Genomic DNA, 18499 nt, shown 5'->3' with positions numbered 1-18499 from the left:
CCCGGCCGACCTGCAGGACCGCCGCGTCGAGATCACCGGTCCCACCGATCGCAAGATGGTCATCAACGCGCTCAATTCCGGGGCCAAAGTCTTCATGGCCGATTTCGAAGACGCCAACACCCCCACCTGGGCCAACCTGATGGAAGGCCAACTCAACCTGGCCGACGCGGTCCGCCGCACCATCGAATTCACCAGCCCGGAGGGCAAGGCCTACCGGCTCAAGGACCAGGTGGCGGTGCTTTTCGTGCGCCCGCGCGGCTGGCATTTGCCCGAGAAGCACTTTTTGGTCGATGGCGAACCGGTCTCCGGCGGCATGTTCGACTTCGCGTTGTACATGGTGCATAACGCCAAGGAACTGCTGGCGCGCGGATCGGGGCCCTATTTTTACCTGCCCAAGATGGAGAGCCATCTCGAAGCGCGGCTCTGGAATGACGTGTTCAACTTCACGCAGGATGCCTTGGGGGTGCCCCGCGGCTCGATCCGGGCGACGGTGTTGATCGAGACGATCCTGGCGGCCTTTGAGATGGAGGAGATCCTCTTCGAACTCAAAGAGCATTCGGCCGGGCTCAACTGCGGCCGCTGGGATTACATCTTCAGCTGCATCAAGCGGTTCAGGAATAAGCCGGAATTTATCCTGGCCGATCGCGCGCTGGTGACCATGACCACGCATTTTATGCGCTCCTACTCGTTGCTCTGCATCAAGACGTGCCATCGCCGGGGCATTCACGCGATGGGCGGCATGGCCGCCCAGATCCCGGTCAAGAACGATGAGAAAGCGAACGAGGAAGCGTTCACCAAGGTGCGTGCCGACAAGGAGCGGGAAGCCACCGACGGCCATGACGGCACCTGGGTGGCGCACCCGGGGCTGGTGCCCACGGCCCTCGCGGCCTTTGACGCGGTCATGAAGACCCCGAATCAAATCGACCGGAAGCGGGAGGACGTTCAGGTTACGGCGGCGGACCTGCTGAAATTCGGCCCCGAGGAACCGATCACCGAACAGGGTTTGCGGACCAACGTCAGCGTGGGCGTCCAGTACCTGGAATCCTGGCTGCGGGGCTCGGGCTGCGTGCCGATTTTCAACCTGATGGAAGACGCCGCGACGGCCGAGATCTCCCGGGCGCAAGTCTGGCAATGGATCCGGCACCCGCGCGGGGTGTTGCCGGACGGGCGCAAGGTGACCAAGGAGCTGTTTCGCCGGGTGCTGCAGGAACAGTTGGCTGAAATCGAGACCTGGGTCGGGCCGGAGCGCTACCGGAAAGGCAAGTACGGGGAGGCGGCCGAGCTCTTTGACCGGATCACCACCGACGAGCGTTTCGTCGAATTTCTGACCCTGCCGGGTTACGAACGGCTCGACTAACAACCTTCGATTGGGGCGAGCTGCCTTTAGGAAAACCTAACCAACTAACAAAAGTAGAGAAAACAATGAGTACGATCGTTAGCGAAACGAGGACCGCGCCGGTCACACCCCAGACCCGGCGGGCCGAGCCCGGGACGCGTTGGCAGGGGGTGACCCGGCCCTACACCCAGGAGGAGGTTCAGCGCCTGCAAGGCACCGTGAAGGTCGAACACACCCTGGCGCGCCTGGGCGCCGAGCGGCTCTGGCAATTGCTCCAGCAAGAGGCATTTGTGCCCGCGCTCGGCGCATTGACGGGCAACCAAGCCGTGCAGCAGGTCAAGGCCGGCCTCAAAGCCATCTACCTGAGCGGCTGGCAGGTGGCCGCCGACGCCAACCTGGCCGGCCAGATGTACCCCGACCAGAGCTTGTATCCGGCCAACAGCGTGCCGGCGGTGGTCAAACGCATCAACCAAGCCTTGCTGCGGGCCGACCAGATTGACCACCTGGAGGGCAGGGACCACCTCCATTGGCTGGCGCCGATCGTGGCGGACGCCGAAGCCGGGTTCGGCGGGCCGCTCAACGTGTTCGAACTGGTCAAGGCGCTGATCGAGGCGGGGGCGGCCGGCGTGCACCTGGAAGACCAGTTGGCGTCCGAGAAGAAATGCGGCCACATGGGCGGCAAGGTGCTCATCCCCACCCAGCACGCGATCAAACACCTGGTGGCGGCACGGTTGGCGGCCGATGTCTGCGAGGTCCCGACGGTGCTCATCGCCCGAACGGATGCCAACGGCGCCAACCTGCTGACCAATGACGTCGATGAGCGCGACCGGCCCTTTATCTCCGGCGAACGCAGCCCGGAGGGTTTCTTTCGGGTGCGCGCCGGCATCGAGCCCGCCGTTGCCCGCGCGGTGGCCTATGCCCCTTACGTGGACCTACTGTGGTGTGAAACCAGCGAGCCGAATTTAGCCGAGGCCAAACGCTTCGCGGAAGGCGTCCACCACCACCATCCGGGCAAGCTGCTGGCGTACAATTGCTCACCGTCGTTTAACTGGAAAAAGAAGCTTGATGACGCCACGATTGCACGCTTCCAGCGCGAACTGGCGGCGATGGGCTACAAGTTTCAGTTCATCACGCTGGCGGGCTTTCATGCGTTAAACTACAGCATGTTCAGCCTGGCCCGAGGGTATACGGAGCGCGGGATGTCTGCTTATGCCGAATTGCAGGAAGCCGAGTTCACGGCCGAAGCCTACGGGTACACGGCGACCCGGCATCAGCGCGAAGTCGGTACCGGCTATTTCGATGAGGTGAGTCTTGTGATCTCCGGCGGGGAGTCGTCGACCACGGCCTTACACGGGTCTACCGAGGCGGAGCAATTTGATCAAGTCGAGGCTAACCCCGTTTAGAACCGTGAAGAGATAGGTCCGATCGGGCGCGCGAGAGGAAGGCGATCAGGAAGGTTCTGAGTCGCGCGAGGCGCCGTAATCGCAGGCGTCCGGCTCCGGCGCTGGGCCGGCATCTCCGGGCTGCCTACGAGCGCTTGGAACACGTTCGAGAGGAGTTCAACTTTTGGGCGAACCGGAGCGCTGCGCAAGCCTCGTGGCGCGATACCGGCCGATCGGGCCGTCGTTACCGAGGGGTCGTTCCGAAAACTCCTGATCTCCGGCTATCCTCCGGCAATCCATAGGGTATTTTCTACGCCGTCCAGCCCTCGCGGGTGGTGAGATTGCGACCGTCCTGGACCCGCCTGCGCTGCGTCAAAATCCTGCGGCGGATTAACCGGCTCGCGCCTGGCTGCGGCCTGGGCCGGCTATGCCGCCGGGGCGGAGCGAAAGAGGCGTTCAAACGTGCCGCGCCGGGCTGGAAGCGGGCCTCGAAAAACCTTTACCTGCTCCGCGTGCCCGGCATCGGGGACGGCGTGACCTGCGCCAACGTGCACTCCGTCTCCGGGCGCCTTTCGTCAGGCGAACCCCTCTCTAAATTGTTTTCAATCTGTGTAAATTAAGGTACTGTTGTCGACCCAAAAGCCTTCGCCGCCTGAGCGGATCGAAGCTGAACAGACAGTCTCACCCCCCAATATCAGAACAGCCAGCTCTCGACAATGAAGATCGGCATGAACATGCTTCTCTGGGCGACTCATGTCACCGAGGAGCATTATCCTCGACTCGAAAAAGCTAAAGCAACGGGGTTTGACGGCGTGGAGATCCCAATTTTTAGCGGAGATGACGGCCACTATAAAAAACTACGCCGCAAACTCGACGAACTGCAGCTAACCTGTTCGACCCTCACCGTCGCCACCCCGGACGCCAGCGCAATCAGCCCTGATCCGGCAATCCGGAAAGCGGCGGTCGAACGGTTAAACAGGATCGTCCGCCAGTCGGCGATTCTCGGGGCTGATATCCTGTGCGGACCATTTCACCAGCCGCTTGGCGTTTTCTCCGGAACCGGACCGACGGAAGAAGAATTTAAGTTCGCGATCGATGTGCATCGGGCTGTGGCAGACGAAGCGCAGCAGGAGGGGGTGGTGCTGGCGATCGAGTTTTTGAACCGTTATGAATGTTATTTCCTGAATACGATGGCGGCGACAGCTGCTTACGTGCGCCGAGTCGATCACCCGAATTTCAAGGCTCTATACGACACGTTTCATGCCAACGTTGAAGAGGCGGACCAGCCGAGCGCCTTCCGTCAAAACGCAGATGCGATCGCCCACGTTCATATCTCGAACAACGATCGCGGGGTACCGGGACGCGGTCACATCGATTTTCCGAACATATTCAAGGCAATCAAGGCGAGCGGCTACAACGGCTGGCTGACGATCGAAGCTTTCGGGCGCGCACTTCCGGATCTGGTTGAGCCCACTCGTGTTTGGCGCGATTTTTTCAAGTCACCGGACGAGGTTGTCGTGGACGGCTACAAATTCATCCGGGAGACCTGGAATGCGGCATAGCCCCGGAGTGTTTGGAGTAAGAAGCCTGGGGTTAGTCAGTTTACGATGAGCGAGATCCTGCAACTGCGCAACATCTCTAAAACGTTTCCAGGGGTCCGGGCCTTACAGAACATTTCGTTCGATCTCAAAGAAGGCGAGGTCCATTGCATCTGCGGGGAGAACGGAGCAGGCAAATCCACACTGATCAAGATTCTATCCGGCGCCTATCAACCTGATGAGGGAGGGCAAATTCTCTTCGAAGGGCGCAGCGTGACCTTGAGCCCTCATGTCGCCCTGAAGTTGGGGATCCAGACCATCTATCAGGAGCACGTTGTCTTCGATACATTGAGCATCGTTGAGAACATCTTTACCGGGTCGGAGATCGTGCACCGGGGCATCATGCAGAAAAAGGAGATGCGCCGTCAAACCGCTGCAGTTCTCAAATACCTGAAAAGCGACTTAAGCCCGGACGCGAAACTGGGCGAACTCAGCAGCGGCGAACAAAAAACGGCCGAGATCGCCAAAGGCCTGGTGTTCAAACGGCGCGTGATCATCCTGGACGAACCGACAGCGTCCTTCTCGTCGGTCGAGATTGATAATCTTTTAGATATTATCCAGACGATCAAGAAAACCGGGCTCGGGATCATCTACATTTCGCATCATCTGGAGGAAGTGTTCAAAATCGCAGACCGGGTCACCGTGTTGCGCGACGGACGCAAAGTGAGCGCCTACGACATAGGCGGACTGACGAAGAATACGCTGATCAAAGACATGGTTGGCCGCGACCCATCCACATTCTATCGGCGAGAACGGGTACCGATCGGGGAAGTCGTTTTCGAAGCCCGAAACGTTTCCGGGAACGGCGTAAGAAGTATTTCGTTCGTCCTTCGAAAAGGAGAAATCCTCGGGATCGCCGGAATGGTGGGATCAGGCCGTTCCGAACTCATGAACGTTCTGTTTGGAAGCGCTCATCTCGATTCCGGGGAAATCCTGATCCGCGGCAAAGCAATCAAACATGCCACTCCGCGGTCGGCCATCAGAAACCAGATGTGCTTCATCACCGAAGACCGGCAAAATACCGGGCTTTTCCTGCCACAAACCATCGCGCAGAATGTAACGGTCGCAAACCTGGTGAATACCCGGGCGTTTGTTGCCAGGCGCACCGACGACGCGCGGACGGGCGACCGATTCGTCGAGCAACTCAATATCAAGGCGAGGAGTTCCCAAACGCGTGTCGTAAACCTGTCCGGCGGCAACCAGCAGAAAGTGGTGCTCGGAAAATGGTTCAACACGAACGGTGAAATATTCATATTTGATGAGCCGACCGTCGGCATCGATGTCGGTTCGAAACAAGAGATATACCGGATAATGGTCGACCTCCTCAAAGATGGAAAAGCTATCATTATGGTCTCGTCCGATATGTCGGAAATCATCTCCATGAGCGACCGGGTAATCGTCATGAAGAACGGGCAGATGGCAGCCGAAATCACGACCGAACAGATTACCGAGGAAAACATTCTCACCCACTCGATCGGCGACAAAACAATATGATATGAGTAACGACGAGCCCCCAGCGTTGCATCGGCAGGGCCAACCGCAACAGAGACGGCTTCAGACCGATTCTATTTTCAAGAGGCACGAGAACTTGACCGTCCTCTCGATCTTTGTCGGGTTTGTGATCGTTATCGTCATTCTGCAGTTGATCATGTGGGGTGGCCAGAAGTTCCCAACCTTCATCACCCCGGTGAACCTTTTGAATATCGTCCAGCAGGTCGCCGTTCCCGGAATGGTGTCCGTCGGCATGACGATCGTGATGATCTCCGGCGGCATCGATCTTTCGGTTGGAATGCTTGCCTCGCTCGTGGCGATCGTGACTGCAACCGCGATCTCCAAATGGCACTACGGCGTCGGCCCTTCAGTCCTTCTCGGGATCGGGTCGGCCGTCATGCTGGAGGCTGTGATGGGTTATATCATTTCCCGCACCAAAGTTGAGCCCTTTATCATCACCCTTGGCGGGATGATCACGTTTCAGGGAATTGCGCTGCTCCTATGCAACTCGCGCGAAGTAATCATGAACGGGGAACTCGATTTCCTGAAGACAAACCTCATTAGAGGTGCGAAGGACCCGATCAGCCATCTCAACCTGGTCATCCCGCCTTACGTCCTGATATTTTTCGCGATCGTGTTCCTGGCCGGCTTGCTTTTGAACTACACCAAATACGGCCGCAGAATCTACGCCGTCGGCACCAACCCGAACGCAGCCTACCTCGCGGGCATCAACGTCCGGAACATGAGGCTCTCGGTATACGTCATCATGGGGGTTCTGGTCGGCATCGGAGGTGTTTTGCTTCTCGCACGGGTCAATACCGGCATCATCACCCTCGGGCAAGGGTTGGAAATCGACAGCATCGCCATGGTCGTCATCGGCGGCACCGCGCTCAAAGGCGGCAGGGGGAACATCGTAGGGACGCTGATCGGCATTTTCTTTCTCGGGTCGATCGGCAACGCCATGAACATGTTGCGGCTGCCATCCGAGGTGCAGTTCGTCGCCAAGGGGTTGGTGATCATCATCGCGGTTTCCGCTGGTGACGTCTCAGCAAGCATTTCCGGGGCTATGTCAAGGAGGAGAGGGCTGCGTTTGGGCGCAGCGAAGGCTCCGCGCGGGGAAAAAGGGATAACGATGGAAACAACCAAATAGTAAATCAGTCACTACAATCAAATCACGAGAAATGCATAAAAACGATCAGAGCGGGAGCAACGTAACGAAACGTTTGCGCCTGGTATTGACAGCTGGCTTCGCGGTGCTGGGAGCCATGAATTTCGCGGCCACCACCGCCCACGCGGCGGATGCGGGCAAAGGCAAAGTCATCGGTTATTACATGGATGCCGCCGATGATTATTACAAAGCGTCGTTCCAGGTATTCAAAACGCTCGCTACCCAGGCCGGTTGGCAGGTCATTGATGTCGTTGGGCAAGGAACTGCTCCGGAACAGGTAGCCGCCGTAGAAAACTTCGTAACTCAGAAGGTCGACGCAATCGTTGTCATTCAGAATTCGCCTCAAGTATCTTCCGAATGTCTGAGAAAGGCGAATGCTGCGGGGATCCCGGAATTTCACCAATCTCATAAACCGCCGTTTGAACCGGGGCTTGCCGGCTTTACCTGCTACGACTTCGTCGCAGACGGCGAACTCGCCGGCCAGTCGGCGGTAAAACACGGCGTTAAAAGGCTGGTCATGATTGAAGGAAAACTTGGTCAAGGCAGTGCCGCCGGCCAGACGCAAGGTTTTCTGCAAGGGTACAAGAAGGCCGGCAAAGACATCGGCAACCTCCTTGATAGTGTCGGTGTAAGAGGTGCCGGCGGCAAAGATCTGCAAGTCGTCTTTTGGGGATCCGGCAACTGGTTCGCCGATCCGGCAAAAAAAGTGATGGAAGACGCCATCACGAGCCTAGGCCCGGATGGGTTTGACGGAGCCTACGTGCAGAACGACGAGATGATGACCGGCGCGTTGCAGGCCATGGAAGAAGCAGGGCTCGACTCGAGCAAATACTGGCTCGGGTCGAGCAACGGCAAAGAAAAGTCCTGGGACTGGGTTGCAAAAGGCAAAACGACGATGGACGTCAACCAGTGTCCGACTCTCGAGGGAGATATTTGCTTTCAACAGATCTCAGCCTACTTCGACAAAAAGCCCTATAAGAAAGGGGTATACCCGTACTTCACTCCGTTCGAGAAAGACACGCTCGACAAGGGCAAGATGATTCCCTGGATTCTCGACGACTACATGAAGAAGCGCGCGGCAAACGCGTTTAAGTACGACATCAACGATCCGTCATTTCGGGCGGAGCCGCAGGTTCAAGAGTCGGTGAACGGACGCTCTTAAGCCAGGAGGCTATCCGAACAACCCGGCGCCTCGGCGAGCGGTTCGAGCCGCGGCGCCGGGAGGCTTTGGACCGTCCCAGCCAAAGGTTCTCCAAAATCAAGTATCCGGAAAGGCTCTTATACGATTCAGACAGTTATCTTGATGGTATTGCGACCGGGTTTGAGCCCCGAAGATGCAGGAGACCTTAGCCCAGCGTGTCCGCGCTACTTCGGTTTTAGGCCCGAAGGGCCGGAAGAACTTAGCCCAGGGTTTACCCTAGGAAACGGACCCTCCCTCCGATCGAGCCCTCCTAAGGCGTCACGCCTGCACGCCCTCCCTAACAAACGCCCGCCCCGCCGGGTTGGATTTGCTGAAGGCGAGGCAGAACCGGCGAGCGATGCCTTCTGCCGCCCTTTCAGGGCTCATCGTGATTTTGACGGTTACCCAGGGTAGACCCTACCCAGGGTAAACCCCACTGCCATTTAGTTAAGGACGGCAGGCCGGACGCGGCCTTCGTCCCGCAGGGACGGCTGAGGTTAGGCAGGTACTTTAGTGCCCGTGCCCGTGCCTGTGCAGGCGTTTCCCCGGGGTTGCGTCCCCGCGGGACGCCTGAAGGCGTGCGCCGGGCCACAGGCGGGCGTCGAAGGTGGGGCGCCGTTCGGGTGTTCGTCGCCGAGGTTCGCGCCGGGTTTGGCTGGCCGCTTGGGAGCCGACACCCTCCGGGCCGGCGGTTCAGGCGTCCCGACGGGACGCGGTCCCTCTTAAATGCCCCGTCCAGGGACTCAAAGTCCCTGGCTAACCTCAGCCGTCCCTTCGGGACGAAAGCAATACCCGGCCTGCCGTCCTTAACTAAATGGCAGTGGGGTAAACCCTGGGCTATGTTCTGCCGCCCCTTCGGGGCTGAGATCGGCCCGAAAGTGTAGTGCCGTACCGAAACCTTTGGGGATTCCTGGCCGGCCTCCAGGGCAAGGTTTACGCGTTTTGGCCAACTCCGTCGGGATTCCCACGCCCGTGTGTGCACTCATTCCCCACAACTCAAGCGGGTCATCGCGGCGTTTTTCAATCCTCTCCTTCAGGCAGGTCTTTGTTCAAAAGCCACGTCTCCAGATATAAAATAATCTTTTTGGGATCAGCATCCGGGACGACGATGCCGATATATTCGTCAGGGCGCAGAATGTAGGCCGCATTCCTGATCAGACCAGCCTTATGGGCCGCGGGAGTCCAAGGGAAGTGATGAAGCTGGATGCCGCGAGCATCACACAGCGTCTTCAAGTCAGAACTGCCTTCTCCATAAAAATGGATCTGCCAGTTCAGGGCGGAGAAACAGGCGAAATTATCGTCTGAGGACGACGAGGGGTGATCAACTTGAAGCCAGGGCAGACGTTGTCCACCCTTTCGGGTTCCTGCGGGTCCGTGGCTGAGCGGGCTCTGCGGGTATTGGATCGCGACTTGCGAGACGATTCGGTACATGTTTCTTCGCACCGCCGCAAACCGGAAGAGGAAAGGAATCAGGCGTGGCACAATATGAAGGCGCGTCCAGGTGGCGAACGGCCCGCGTGCGCTAACGAAGGCGAAAACGCGGTCAGTCGTTGCCACCAACTGCCGTGCGAAGGCGATGCGCTCCGGTTCGTACGTCTCCAGTAGACTGGCGGGGGATCTGGCCTTCAAGACGGCCGCGAGCTTCCAAGCGAGGTTCACCGCGTCACCGATGCCTGTATTCATTCCTTGTCCGCCGACCGGGCTGTGGATGTGAGCGGCATCGCCCAGCAAGAACGCGCGACCATTCGTGAAGGTTGAAGCAACTCGATGATGCACGCGATAGCTCGAAAACCATTTCACTTCCTTCACCTTCATTTTAAGGTGGTGGATGATCCGCTGACTAACGTCATTCCAGGCCAGACTTCGACCTGTCGGAAGTTCCTGTCTGACCGCTCCCACCAATCGAGCTCGTCCTTCGCCCTTCATTGGAAACACGGCGAGAAAGTCGGCCTCGTCGAGGGCAATATTCACCTGGCCGTTCATGATCGGCCCCGTCGCCTCAATGTCCGCGACGTAGTAGGTATCGGAATAGGTTCCGCCGGGAAATTTGATCTGAAGCCTTTCCCTCACCGTCGAGCGCGCCCCGTCGCAACCGGCAAGATAAGGCACGTGGAATGCCTCGTGCGCGCCAGAAGCTTTTTGGAGCGTGGCGCTGACGCCGTCCTCCGTAAGGGTGAAATCCACCAGTTCCGTCTCGCGTTCGACATGAACATTGAGCCGGCTGAGTTGCTCGATGAGCATCTTCTCATGAAGATCCTGGGGAAAGATCAACGGAAATGAATACCGGCTGAGGGTCACGCCCAAGTCGCCGAACCGGATTTGCCCGACGCGGCTTCCACGAAGCCACAGGTTGCCGACCTTAGCCTCCACGCCCTGCCGAACCGCGAATTGGTCGATGCCCAGTTGGCGATAGAATTCCAGGCTGCGAACGTGGAACACCACAGCTCTTGAGGTGGTCCCGGGTGCACCCAATTTGTCGATGATCCGTACGGGAACACCGACTTTTGTCAGCCAAAACGCAAGGACCAGCCCGGTCGGTCCTGCACCCACGATAAGAACCTGCGGCTGTGCCATGGTAAATAGTTTTTCGGCTCGCGCCAATGCTTCGTCACCCGGGATGAGCGCCGCCCGTCCTGAGTCGACTTGGCAATCCGCCGGTGCACCTCGTGAAGTTGCGCGTGTGTAACGTCATTTGGCTCTCGTCAACCAGGGTAGCGACAAGGCGCTGTTCTTCGCGGTCGTCAAGGGTCCGATCCGACGGGATGCCACACTTAACTTTTCGTCAGCTAACTCCCTTTAGGGTTCCGCTTCGGGTTCCCGCACCTCAAGGACGGGCCGGCGGTGCACCTCATCTTCGGGGACAAATTCGATTCGCATACCCCAGCCTGCATAAGTGGTGAGCAGCCTCCCAAATTGCTCCAACGGCAATTCCTGCTCATCGATCTCAATGACTGCCTGGTGGTGCTCATCGTCGTCGATCAAGCAGCGCAACACACTACCCCTGGGGACCCATTGATCGCATTGGGCGTTATACTCAATTTGGGCAGAGCCCAAGGGCACTTCGACCGCAACGTGCTTGGATTCAGCCGCTCGCCTGGCCTGCGCCCGCAAACAGTCATTGTACAAATCGATGATCTCCGCGTCGCTCATCCCGGTGATTTCAGGGCCGATCTGAAGCCGGGTTGAAGGAACGCCCTCTTCCTGATACTCGATGAAAGCGTACTCGCCTTCCCGGGTGATCCTCACCTCGTCCAGACGTGCGATATAACGTTCTTTGCGCTTCATATTCCGCGTCAGCTCGCCAGATCTTCGGAGTTAAGGCAACGAGCGTGAAGAAGCAACAAAGAATGTAGGACGGCATAAACATCGATCATCCAATCGCGCCATGAGCCGTCAGACGTTCGCAGTGGTGGTATTCAGACTCGGACAAAATGGCACCTTTACCCGTGGTGAAATAGCCGCACGAGCGCGCCACTTACCGGGTCGAGCGCGCTCCGGTGGTGGACCTTTACCATTCAGAGAGTTATCTTGGTAGAATGCCCGCTCAGGGGGATGTCGGCGCCGGAGGATGCTCCGTAGCTGGCTAAATCGCCTTTAGGCCCAACGGGCCGGGAGACCTTAGCCCAGGGTTTACCCTGGGTAACCGTAAAATCACGATCGAGCCCTGAAGGGGCGGCAGAGGGCGTTGCTCACGCTTTCTGCCGCCCCTTCAGGGCTGAGCCCTAGGGGGAAATACCTTCCCAGGGTAAACCCTGGGCTAAGTTCCTCTGGTCCTTCAGGCCATCAAACTGTCTCCCGACCCCTTGGACCTGGACCGATTATACGATCTGATAGGTTTAAAGCCGGCCCATTGGGCCTAAACCGGTTTTAAAGTTTGTTGAGTGGTTTTTGGCCCGGCGATCCCTCCGGGGCAAAGGGAACTCAACCCTCCTGAGAATGGGTGTAAGCAGCTTGGCGCCGTTGTTATCCGTCCCCGTGGCGGTCGTGGCGCGAGATGCTTTTCTCCCCTTGCGAGCGCCGCGCGAGGGATGGAGTTGTCCGTCGCCCCTGGAACGATCACGCGCGGCGTGCCGCCTTACGCGTGCGGTAAAAATCAACTACCACGGCTGCGATGATGACTGCGCCGGTCACCAACCGCTTGATAGGTTCCTGCGCACCGAGTTGGGCCAGGCCGTTCTCGAGGACCGAGATCACCAGGACCCCAAAAAACGAGTTCACGACCGAGCCACGTCCTCCCATCAAGCTGGTTCCCCCGATAACGACGGCGGCAATGGCCGAGAGCTCAAAGCCTTCTCCGGCGTTCGGGTCGACGGAGGCGAGCCGTGCGCAGTAGGTGATCGCCGCCAGGCCCGCCAGCATGCCGCTGAGGGTAAACACCATGACTTTGACCGGGCCGGCGGCAATCCCGGATAAGCGGACGGCTTCCTCGTTGGTGCCTATCCCGATCAGGTAACGGCCGAAAATCGTTCCCGTAAGCACCAACTGTCCCGCGACGACGATGATGACGGCCAAGAAAAAGGGCAGGGATAACCCCAGGAGGGTCACGTCATTAACCTTGGCGATGTCCGACCCGATGTATTGCGTTTGGGAGTTGGTGACCAGGTAAGCAGCCCCGCGGGCCGCCTCCAGCATTCCCAAGGTGACAATGAACGACGGTAGCCGGAATCGTACGGTCAGGGCACCATTGACCAACCCGCAAAGGCCGCCCATCCCGGTGCAGGCGAGCGCAGCGGCCCAGAGGGGCCAATGCCATCGCATGATGGCAGCCCCCAGTACGCCGCCGCTGACCGCCAGGACCGAACCTACCGAGAGGTCGATCCCGGCAATGATCAGCACGTAGGTCATGCCCACGGCGATCAGGACGGCCGTGGGAATTTGGTTCGCGATCGAGGCAAACGTGGTAAGCGAAAAGAAGTGGGCGGTCGAGAAGCCGAAAAATGCCACGAGGACAACCAGGACAACCAGCAGGCCCAAACAGCTTTCCAGAATTTCGCGAGCCTGGCTTTTCCTGCGGCCGGCTTTGGCCGCGCCGGCCGCAGCCGGTGAATCGGGGTGAACAGCATCTTTGAGCATAAACCTTCGAGGCATTCCCGGCGGGACATTCACGCTTTGGCGGAGAGGGGGACTTCCGGCGGATCGGTGTCTGTTTCTTGGTTAGGGGCTATGAGATCAGATCTTCATTTCACTGAAAGCGGCGGACATGATCTGATCTTCCGTCCAACTGCCGCGGTCAAAGGTTTTAACCAGACGACCCGCTGAGATCACCGCGATGCGGTCGCACAACGCGAGTAACTCCTTCAGGTCAGAGGAGACGACCAGCACGCCTTTACCTTCCCGGGCCAATTGGTCGAGCAACCGGTAAATTTCCGATTTAGCGCCGACATCGATCCCACGCGTTGGTTCATCGCAAATCAGCACCTGACAGTTCCGGTAGAGCCACCGTGCCAGCACCGCCTTTTGTTGGTTTCCTCCGCTGAGGCTGCCTGCAACCTGTTCGATCGACGCGCAACGAATGGCGAGACGATCCACCCAGGTCCGGGCGGCCGCAACCTCCCGCCGACGACGCAAGGTGCCCGCCAACCCGCAGAGGTCGCCTTTCAGCTGCGCCAGGGTGACGTTCAATCGCACCGGTTTATCCAGGAGCAAGCCTTGCGACTTCCGGTCTTCCGTCAGAAAGCCGATGCCGAGCCGGACCGCGTCCGCCGGGGTCTCCAGTTCGGCCGTAATGTCCCGGCCGTTAAGGAGGATTCTCCCGGTCTGCCTCGGATCCGCCCCGAAGAGCGCCCGCACGGTCTCGGTGCGGCCGGCACCCATCAAGCCGGCGAACCCCAGGATTTCGCCTCGGTGCAGGGCAAAGCTGACCTCTCTTACCCGCGGGGGCGCGGAAAGGTTTTGTACCTCCAACAGGATCGGGCCGGCCGACCGCTTTTCAGCGCGCGCGGCCGTGTCGTCCAATGCCCGGCCCACCATCAGGCGGATCATTTCATCGACCGTAAGGTCCCCGCGCCGGCGGGTGGCCACTCGCCGGCCGTCGCGTAAGACTGAAATACGGTCTGCCAACCTGAGCACCTCTTCCAAGTGATGAGAAATGTAAATGATCCCGACCCCGGCGTCCTTCAGCTTCTGGATTTGCAAAAAGAGGCGCTCGGCATCCGTGGGGGTCAGGGCTGCGGTTGGTTCGTCGAGGATTAAAAGCCGGCAGTGTCGGGCCAAACCGGCCGCGATCTCCACGAGCTGTTTCTGACCGATGCCGAGGCCGCTGACCGGGGCATCCGGGTCAAGCTCCAGCAGCCCGACCTGAGCGAGCGCTTCGCGCGCCGCCTTGCGCAAGCGCGGTTGATCGATCCAGCCGCCCAGGGTGTGCGGCAACTGATCGAAAAAAAGGTTTTCGCCGACGGAGAGGGTCTCAATGAGGTTAAGCTCCTGCAGCACGATCCGGACGCCATGGATTTCGGCGGCCCGCTTGTTGGCGGGCGCGTAAGGCTGGCCCTGAAGCCGCATCTGCCCCGCATCCGGGGTCCGCAAACCCGCCACGATGCCGCAGAATGTGCTTTTGCCCGCGCCGTTCTCGCCGACCAACGCGTGTACTTCGCCCGCCTCCAGGTCGAAGCTGACTTCCGACAAAACCGGACCGGCGTACGATTTAGACAAGCCCTCAGTTTGCAGGAGGGGAGCCATATGAGGCAGGATACCATACCGCCGGCCCAACGCCGGGTCTCGCCGTTGGGCGGGCCCGACGCCTGCACGGCACGAAAAACTACTTCAGCGTCTCGGCCGTGATCAAGTCAACGGGCGTTTCCCGATCCTCAGTGGGGATTTTTCCCGTCTTGACCGCCTCAACCGCGTATTGGATGCCGAATACGGCGAGCTGGTCGGCATGTTGATCCGCAGTCGCTAAAACCTTGCCTTCTTTTACCAAAGTCCGCACCGCCGAGATGTCATCAAAACCAACTACCTGGACTTTACCCTCCTTGCCGGCAGCCCTTAAGGCCGCGATGACGCCGAGTGCCATATTGTCGTTCGAGCACATGAACGCCGCCAAGTCAGGGAACTGGGTGATTATCCCGGACGCCACGCTGTTTGCCGGTGCGGTTTCCCACTGACCGGATTGCGACGTCACGACGTCAAGGCGGGATTTCTTAGCGGCGTCCTCAAAGCCGGCCTTGCGCTGGATGGCGTTGAACGCCCCGGGAATGCCTTCGATGATCGCAACTTTGTCGCCGGGCTTAAGGTGTTGACCGAGGTAGTCGCCTACCTTTTCCGCCCCGGTCCGATTGTTGGGTCCGACGAATGGAAATTTTACTTTTTCTTGCGCGAGCGCGCCAGCGTCGAATTTATTGTCGATATTGACCACCACCATTCCACCCTGTTGGGCTTTCTTGCAGACGGGAATCAGGGCCTTGGAATCCGCCGGTGCGATCACGAGGGCATCGACTCGCTGCGCGATCATTTGCTCAACCAGGTTAATTTGCTGGCCCACATCCGTTTCGTTTTTGATCCCGTTCGACAACAGATCAAATTCGCCGGTATGCTCCTTCTGGTATTTTTGGGCGCCGGTCTGCATGGTCTGGAAGAATTCATTGGCCAGCGATTTCATCACCAGGGCCACTCTGGGTTTTTTGGCCTGGGCACCGGCGAACTGAGGAAACAGAACCAGGGCTGCACCGACGCAGGCGGAGACCCAAGTTAGTCGGGAAAAAGAAACGCTCATAAATTGGGGATTGGAGAGAGTTCAGGAGGGGGTAACACGACTTTGCCGCACAAACGTACAAACAACAGCTAGTCTTTGGCTTTCTGCCGCATTGTCAATCTCTTTGTTCCTCGACCAAGTCATGTGCCGGAATTCGTTGGGTCTGCGAGCCAGGTCCGCCGGCCGGTGAAAACGTCGGCATCTCACGAAAATCGCTTGTTTGGCGTGGTTACCCTATGTAATTAGGGTTTGATGTGGCCTAAGCGCAAAACGCTTGGGCACCCCCCAGACCCCTGTCCGGTGGGCGTGTTCCTTCACGCATGCCGGGCCGGTTTTCCTACGTGCCAGGCAACCCCCCTGTAAAAGACATTTATGAGAGTGCTTCAGACCATTTTTGCCGGCCTCGTGTCGCTGCTCGGCGCAGCGACCTGCCTGGCAACCCCCCCGAAAGTAATCATCGATACCGACTTCAACACCATCGGCGATGATGGCCAGGTAGCGGTCATGGCCGCACAGCTGTATGCCCAGGGATCGATTGACCTGCTCGGTTTTACCATCGTATCCGGCAACCAGTGGCGCGACCAGGAGGTGGCCGATTGCCTGAAAGCCGTTGAGCGGTTGGGCATCGAACGCAAGGTCCGGGTCTACGTCGGCGCGCAATACCCCCTGCTGCACGATTATCAATCGTACCTCCTGGAGCAGATTCTCTTCGGAAACCGCACCGACTACGTCGGGGCGTACGCGGCGCCCCAGCCGAGTCCGAATAATCTGGTGCCGCCGCAGGATGGGTTCGCCACGCACACCAGGCCTGCCCGCCAGGATGCCGTGCGATTCCTGATTGAGACGTTTCATCGTTACCCTCATGAAGTTAACCTGTTGGCCATCGGGCCGTTAACCAATGTGGCGCTGGCCATGCGGGAAGACCCGACGATCATTCCTTTGATCAAACAGATCGTGATCATGGGGGGGCAAATCTATGCTCCCGGGAATGCTTACAACGACGCGGGCGAATTTAACTGGTGGTTTGATCCTGAAGCCGCGCAGGTCGTGTTGCGAGCTGATGTCCCGAAAAGAATCGTTCCCCTGGACGTGACGAATACCGTCCAGTTGCCGCAGGATGTATACGAGCGGATTGTGGGCCACAACCCGCCGACGGTGATCACCGAGTTATACCAGCAAGCGGTTCATCCCGGCGACTATATCTACGACACGATCGCGCTGGCGTCCCTTTACGATCCCAGTCTGGACATTAAAACCGCTACGCTTTACGTCGATATAAACACGAATTTTGATCAGAACTATGGAAAGTCTATAGTCTGGAGTTCGAACCCGTACCCTTCGATTCGGGTCGAGACGCCATCGACGGTGGTGTTCCAGATCGACAACGCGCGTTTCTTCACTCTTTACAGCGACTTGCTGACCCGACCGGTGCCGGTAAAGTTCACGTGGGCATGCCCGGATCAACCAGACCACTAGCCCCCGGAACGCAACCAGACGGGGTGCCGATTCCAACCTTCCGCCCTGTGCTCTAACCGGATGATGATTTCGGCGCTGCTTTTGGGATGCGATCCCTCCGAACCCCGGCGCTCGAGGATGCGCTGAAAGGACGCGGCGATGTTTAACCACGACGCGCCGCGCCGCCGTACCTGGTTGAATTCGGTCTTAGGCCCAACGGGCCGGTAGAACATAGCCCGGGCTTTACCTCACTGCCATTTAGTTAAGGACGGCGGGCCGGGCGTGGCCTTCGTCCCGCAGGGACGGCTAATGTTAGGCAGGGATTTCAGTCCCTGTGCTGTGCGGGCGTTCGCCAGCGGTTGCGTCCCGTCGGGACGCCCGAAAACGTGCGCCAAACCGAGCGGGCGTCAAAGGTTGGGGGGACATTCGCGTTTTTTGGCGCCGAGGGTCGCGCCGTGTTTGGCCGGCCGCTTGGGAGTCGGCACGCCACGGGGCAGCGTTTCAGGCGTCCCGACGGGACGCGATCCGTCTTATTGAGACTTAACCGATACGATTATGCCCATTTTCCCTCCTGATTTTTCAATCATCCTATTTGTTAAACCTCAATAAATGCGCCTCACAGGGACTGAAGATGACATGAGCCGACAGGCAGCAGCACCCGCTGCTACACTGTCGGCGTTATGGAAGATAATCTCAATTGCCAACCTACGGCCGGTGCGGCGCAAACCAAGCCCAAAATGATCAAACTGGGCTTGGACCTGCACGCCCGGCAAGTCATGGAATGCCGCCAACTGGACGACTCCACGCCCAAACCGCCCCAGCGCTGGGAGCCCCAAAAGTTGTTGGCCCAAGCCGAAGCCTGGGTGAAGGCCGGCATCCAAGTCTACAGCTGCTACGAAGCGGGCGCTTGCGGCTACTGGTTCCACCGCGAGTTAGTGCGGCGCGGGGTCATCAACTTCGTGGCGGTCCCTCGGGCCTTGGCCCCCGCCCGCACCAAAGACCAGAAAAGCGATCGGCTCGATGCGCCCGCGCTGCAAGCCCAACTCGACAGCTGTACTTCCCCCAGTACAACGGACACGCGATTTTAGGTTTTCTTGGGTGTTTTTGGGGTAGGGCTTGAGGGACGGCCGTCCCTCAAACTCCCTGGGATTTTTCGCTTTAGGCTTGCTCCGGCAGGGGCCGGCCGGCCACCTTGCGGC

At 58.9% G+C, this 18499-nt stretch carries 13 protein-coding genes; 8 read left to right on the top strand and 5 right to left on the bottom strand.

The window, feature by feature from the left end; all coding sequences use genetic code 11:
* The 6 genes from aceB to JO015_15880 all read left to right on the top strand — a co-directional run.
* Window positions 1-1357: malate synthase A (gene aceB, locus JO015_15905; GenBank protein MBW0000582.1), on the top strand; the 1357-nt coding region annotated here is incomplete at its 5' end.
* A 65-nt stretch (window positions 1358-1422) separates the two neighbouring features.
* Window positions 1423-2739 carry an isocitrate lyase gene (aceA, locus tag JO015_15900; protein ID MBW0000581.1) on the top strand — a complete coding sequence of 439 codons (1317 nt, stop codon included), beginning with the start codon at window positions 1423-1425 and terminating at the stop codon, window positions 2737-2739.
* 695 nt (window positions 2740-3434) lie between these two features.
* On the top strand, window positions 3435-4280 hold the full coding sequence (locus JO015_15895; protein MBW0000580.1) for a sugar phosphate isomerase/epimerase: 846 nt from the start codon (window positions 3435-3437) through the stop codon (window positions 4278-4280).
* 45 nt (window positions 4281-4325) lie between these two features.
* Window positions 4326-5810, top strand: a complete 1485-nt coding sequence (locus JO015_15890) for a sugar ABC transporter ATP-binding protein (protein MBW0000579.1) — start codon at window positions 4326-4328, stop codon at window positions 5808-5810.
* Between the two features lies 1 nt (window position 5811).
* On the top strand, window positions 5812-6957 hold the full coding sequence (locus JO015_15885) for an ABC transporter permease (GenBank protein ID MBW0000578.1): 1146 nt from the start codon (window positions 5812-5814) through the stop codon (window positions 6955-6957).
* Between the two features lie 31 nt (window positions 6958-6988).
* Complete coding sequence (locus tag JO015_15880; GenBank protein ID MBW0000577.1) at window positions 6989-8137, top strand: substrate-binding domain-containing protein; 1149 nt, start codon at window positions 6989-6991, stop codon at window positions 8135-8137.
* A gap of 1038 nt (window positions 8138-9175) precedes the next feature.
* Here JO015_15880 and JO015_15875 read toward each other — a convergent pair.
* The 5 genes from JO015_15875 to JO015_15855 all read right to left on the bottom strand — a co-directional run bounded on the left by JO015_15875 (window position 9176) and on the right by JO015_15855 (window position 15866).
* Window positions 9176-10729, bottom strand: a complete 1554-nt coding sequence (locus tag JO015_15875; GenBank protein MBW0000576.1) for an FAD-dependent monooxygenase — start codon at window positions 10727-10729, stop codon at window positions 9176-9178.
* Window positions 10730-10951: 222 nt separating this feature from the next.
* The gene (locus JO015_15870; GenBank protein ID MBW0000575.1) at window positions 10952-11440 is read right to left on the bottom strand and encodes a hypothetical protein; all 489 of its coding nucleotides are present in this window, start codon (window positions 11438-11440) and stop codon (window positions 10952-10954) included.
* A 771-nt stretch (window positions 11441-12211) separates the two neighbouring features.
* The gene (locus tag JO015_15865; protein MBW0000574.1) at window positions 12212-13228 is read right to left on the bottom strand and encodes an ABC transporter permease; all 1017 of its coding nucleotides are present in this window, start codon (window positions 13226-13228) and stop codon (window positions 12212-12214) included.
* Window positions 13229-13324: 96 nt separating this feature from the next.
* The gene (locus tag JO015_15860) at window positions 13325-14833 is read right to left on the bottom strand and encodes a sugar ABC transporter ATP-binding protein (GenBank protein MBW0000573.1); all 1509 of its coding nucleotides are present in this window, start codon (window positions 14831-14833) and stop codon (window positions 13325-13327) included.
* Window positions 14834-14912: 79 nt separating this feature from the next.
* The gene (locus JO015_15855; GenBank protein MBW0000572.1) at window positions 14913-15866 is read right to left on the bottom strand and encodes a sugar ABC transporter substrate-binding protein; all 954 of its coding nucleotides are present in this window, start codon (window positions 15864-15866) and stop codon (window positions 14913-14915) included.
* Between the two features lie 351 nt (window positions 15867-16217).
* Between JO015_15855 and JO015_15850 the strand changes: the two genes are divergently transcribed.
* Together JO015_15850 and JO015_15845 are read left to right on the top strand one after the other, a co-directional pair.
* Window positions 16218-17321 (top strand): nucleoside hydrolase, encoded by a 1104-nt coding sequence (locus JO015_15850; protein MBW0000571.1) that lies wholly within the window; start codon window positions 16218-16220, stop codon window positions 17319-17321.
* Window positions 17322-17980: 659 nt separating this feature from the next.
* Window positions 17981-18388 carry a hypothetical protein gene (locus JO015_15845; protein ID MBW0000570.1) on the top strand — a complete coding sequence of 136 codons (408 nt, stop codon included), beginning with the start codon at window positions 17981-17983 and terminating at the stop codon, window positions 18386-18388.
* Window positions 18389-18499: the final 111 nt, after the last annotated feature.

The sequence above is a fragment of the Verrucomicrobiota bacterium genome (assembly GCA_019247695.1).
Taxonomy (GTDB): Bacteria; Verrucomicrobiota; Verrucomicrobiia; order Chthoniobacterales; family JAFAMB01; genus JAFBAP01.
This window is presented reverse-complemented; position numbering and strand designations above follow the sequence as displayed.

Bases quoted from the DNA above. Each gene is read 5' to 3' on its own strand.
- JO015_15845 (MBW0000570.1), top strand. From the start codon at position 17,981: ATGGAAGATAATCTCAATTGCCAACCTACGGCCGGTGCGGCGCAAACC.
- JO015_15880 (MBW0000577.1), top strand. From the start codon at position 6,989: ATGCATAAAAACGATCAGAGCGGGAGCAACGTAACGAAACGTTTGCGC.
- JO015_15875 (MBW0000576.1), bottom strand. From the start codon at position 10,729: ATGGCACAGCCGCAGGTTCTTATCGTGGGTGCAGGACCGACCGGGCTG.
- JO015_15865 (MBW0000574.1), bottom strand. From the start codon at position 13,228: ATGCTCAAAGATGCTGTTCACCCCGATTCACCGGCTGCGGCCGGCGCG.
- JO015_15860 (MBW0000573.1), bottom strand. From the start codon at position 14,833: ATGGCTCCCCTCCTGCAAACTGAGGGCTTGTCTAAATCGTACGCCGGT.
- JO015_15870 (MBW0000575.1), bottom strand. From the start codon at position 11,440: ATGAAGCGCAAAGAACGTTATATCGCACGTCTGGACGAGGTGAGGATC.
- aceA (MBW0000581.1), top strand. From the start codon at position 1,423: ATGAGTACGATCGTTAGCGAAACGAGGACCGCGCCGGTCACACCCCAG.
- JO015_15855 (MBW0000572.1), bottom strand. From the start codon at position 15,866: ATGAGCGTTTCTTTTTCCCGACTAACTTGGGTCTCCGCCTGCGTCGGT.
- JO015_15885 (MBW0000578.1), top strand. From the start codon at position 5,812: ATGAGTAACGACGAGCCCCCAGCGTTGCATCGGCAGGGCCAACCGCAA.
- JO015_15895 (MBW0000580.1), top strand. From the start codon at position 3,435: ATGAAGATCGGCATGAACATGCTTCTCTGGGCGACTCATGTCACCGAG.
- JO015_15890 (MBW0000579.1), top strand. From the start codon at position 4,326: ATGAGCGAGATCCTGCAACTGCGCAACATCTCTAAAACGTTTCCAGGG.
- JO015_15850 (MBW0000571.1), top strand. From the start codon at position 16,218: ATGAGAGTGCTTCAGACCATTTTTGCCGGCCTCGTGTCGCTGCTCGGC.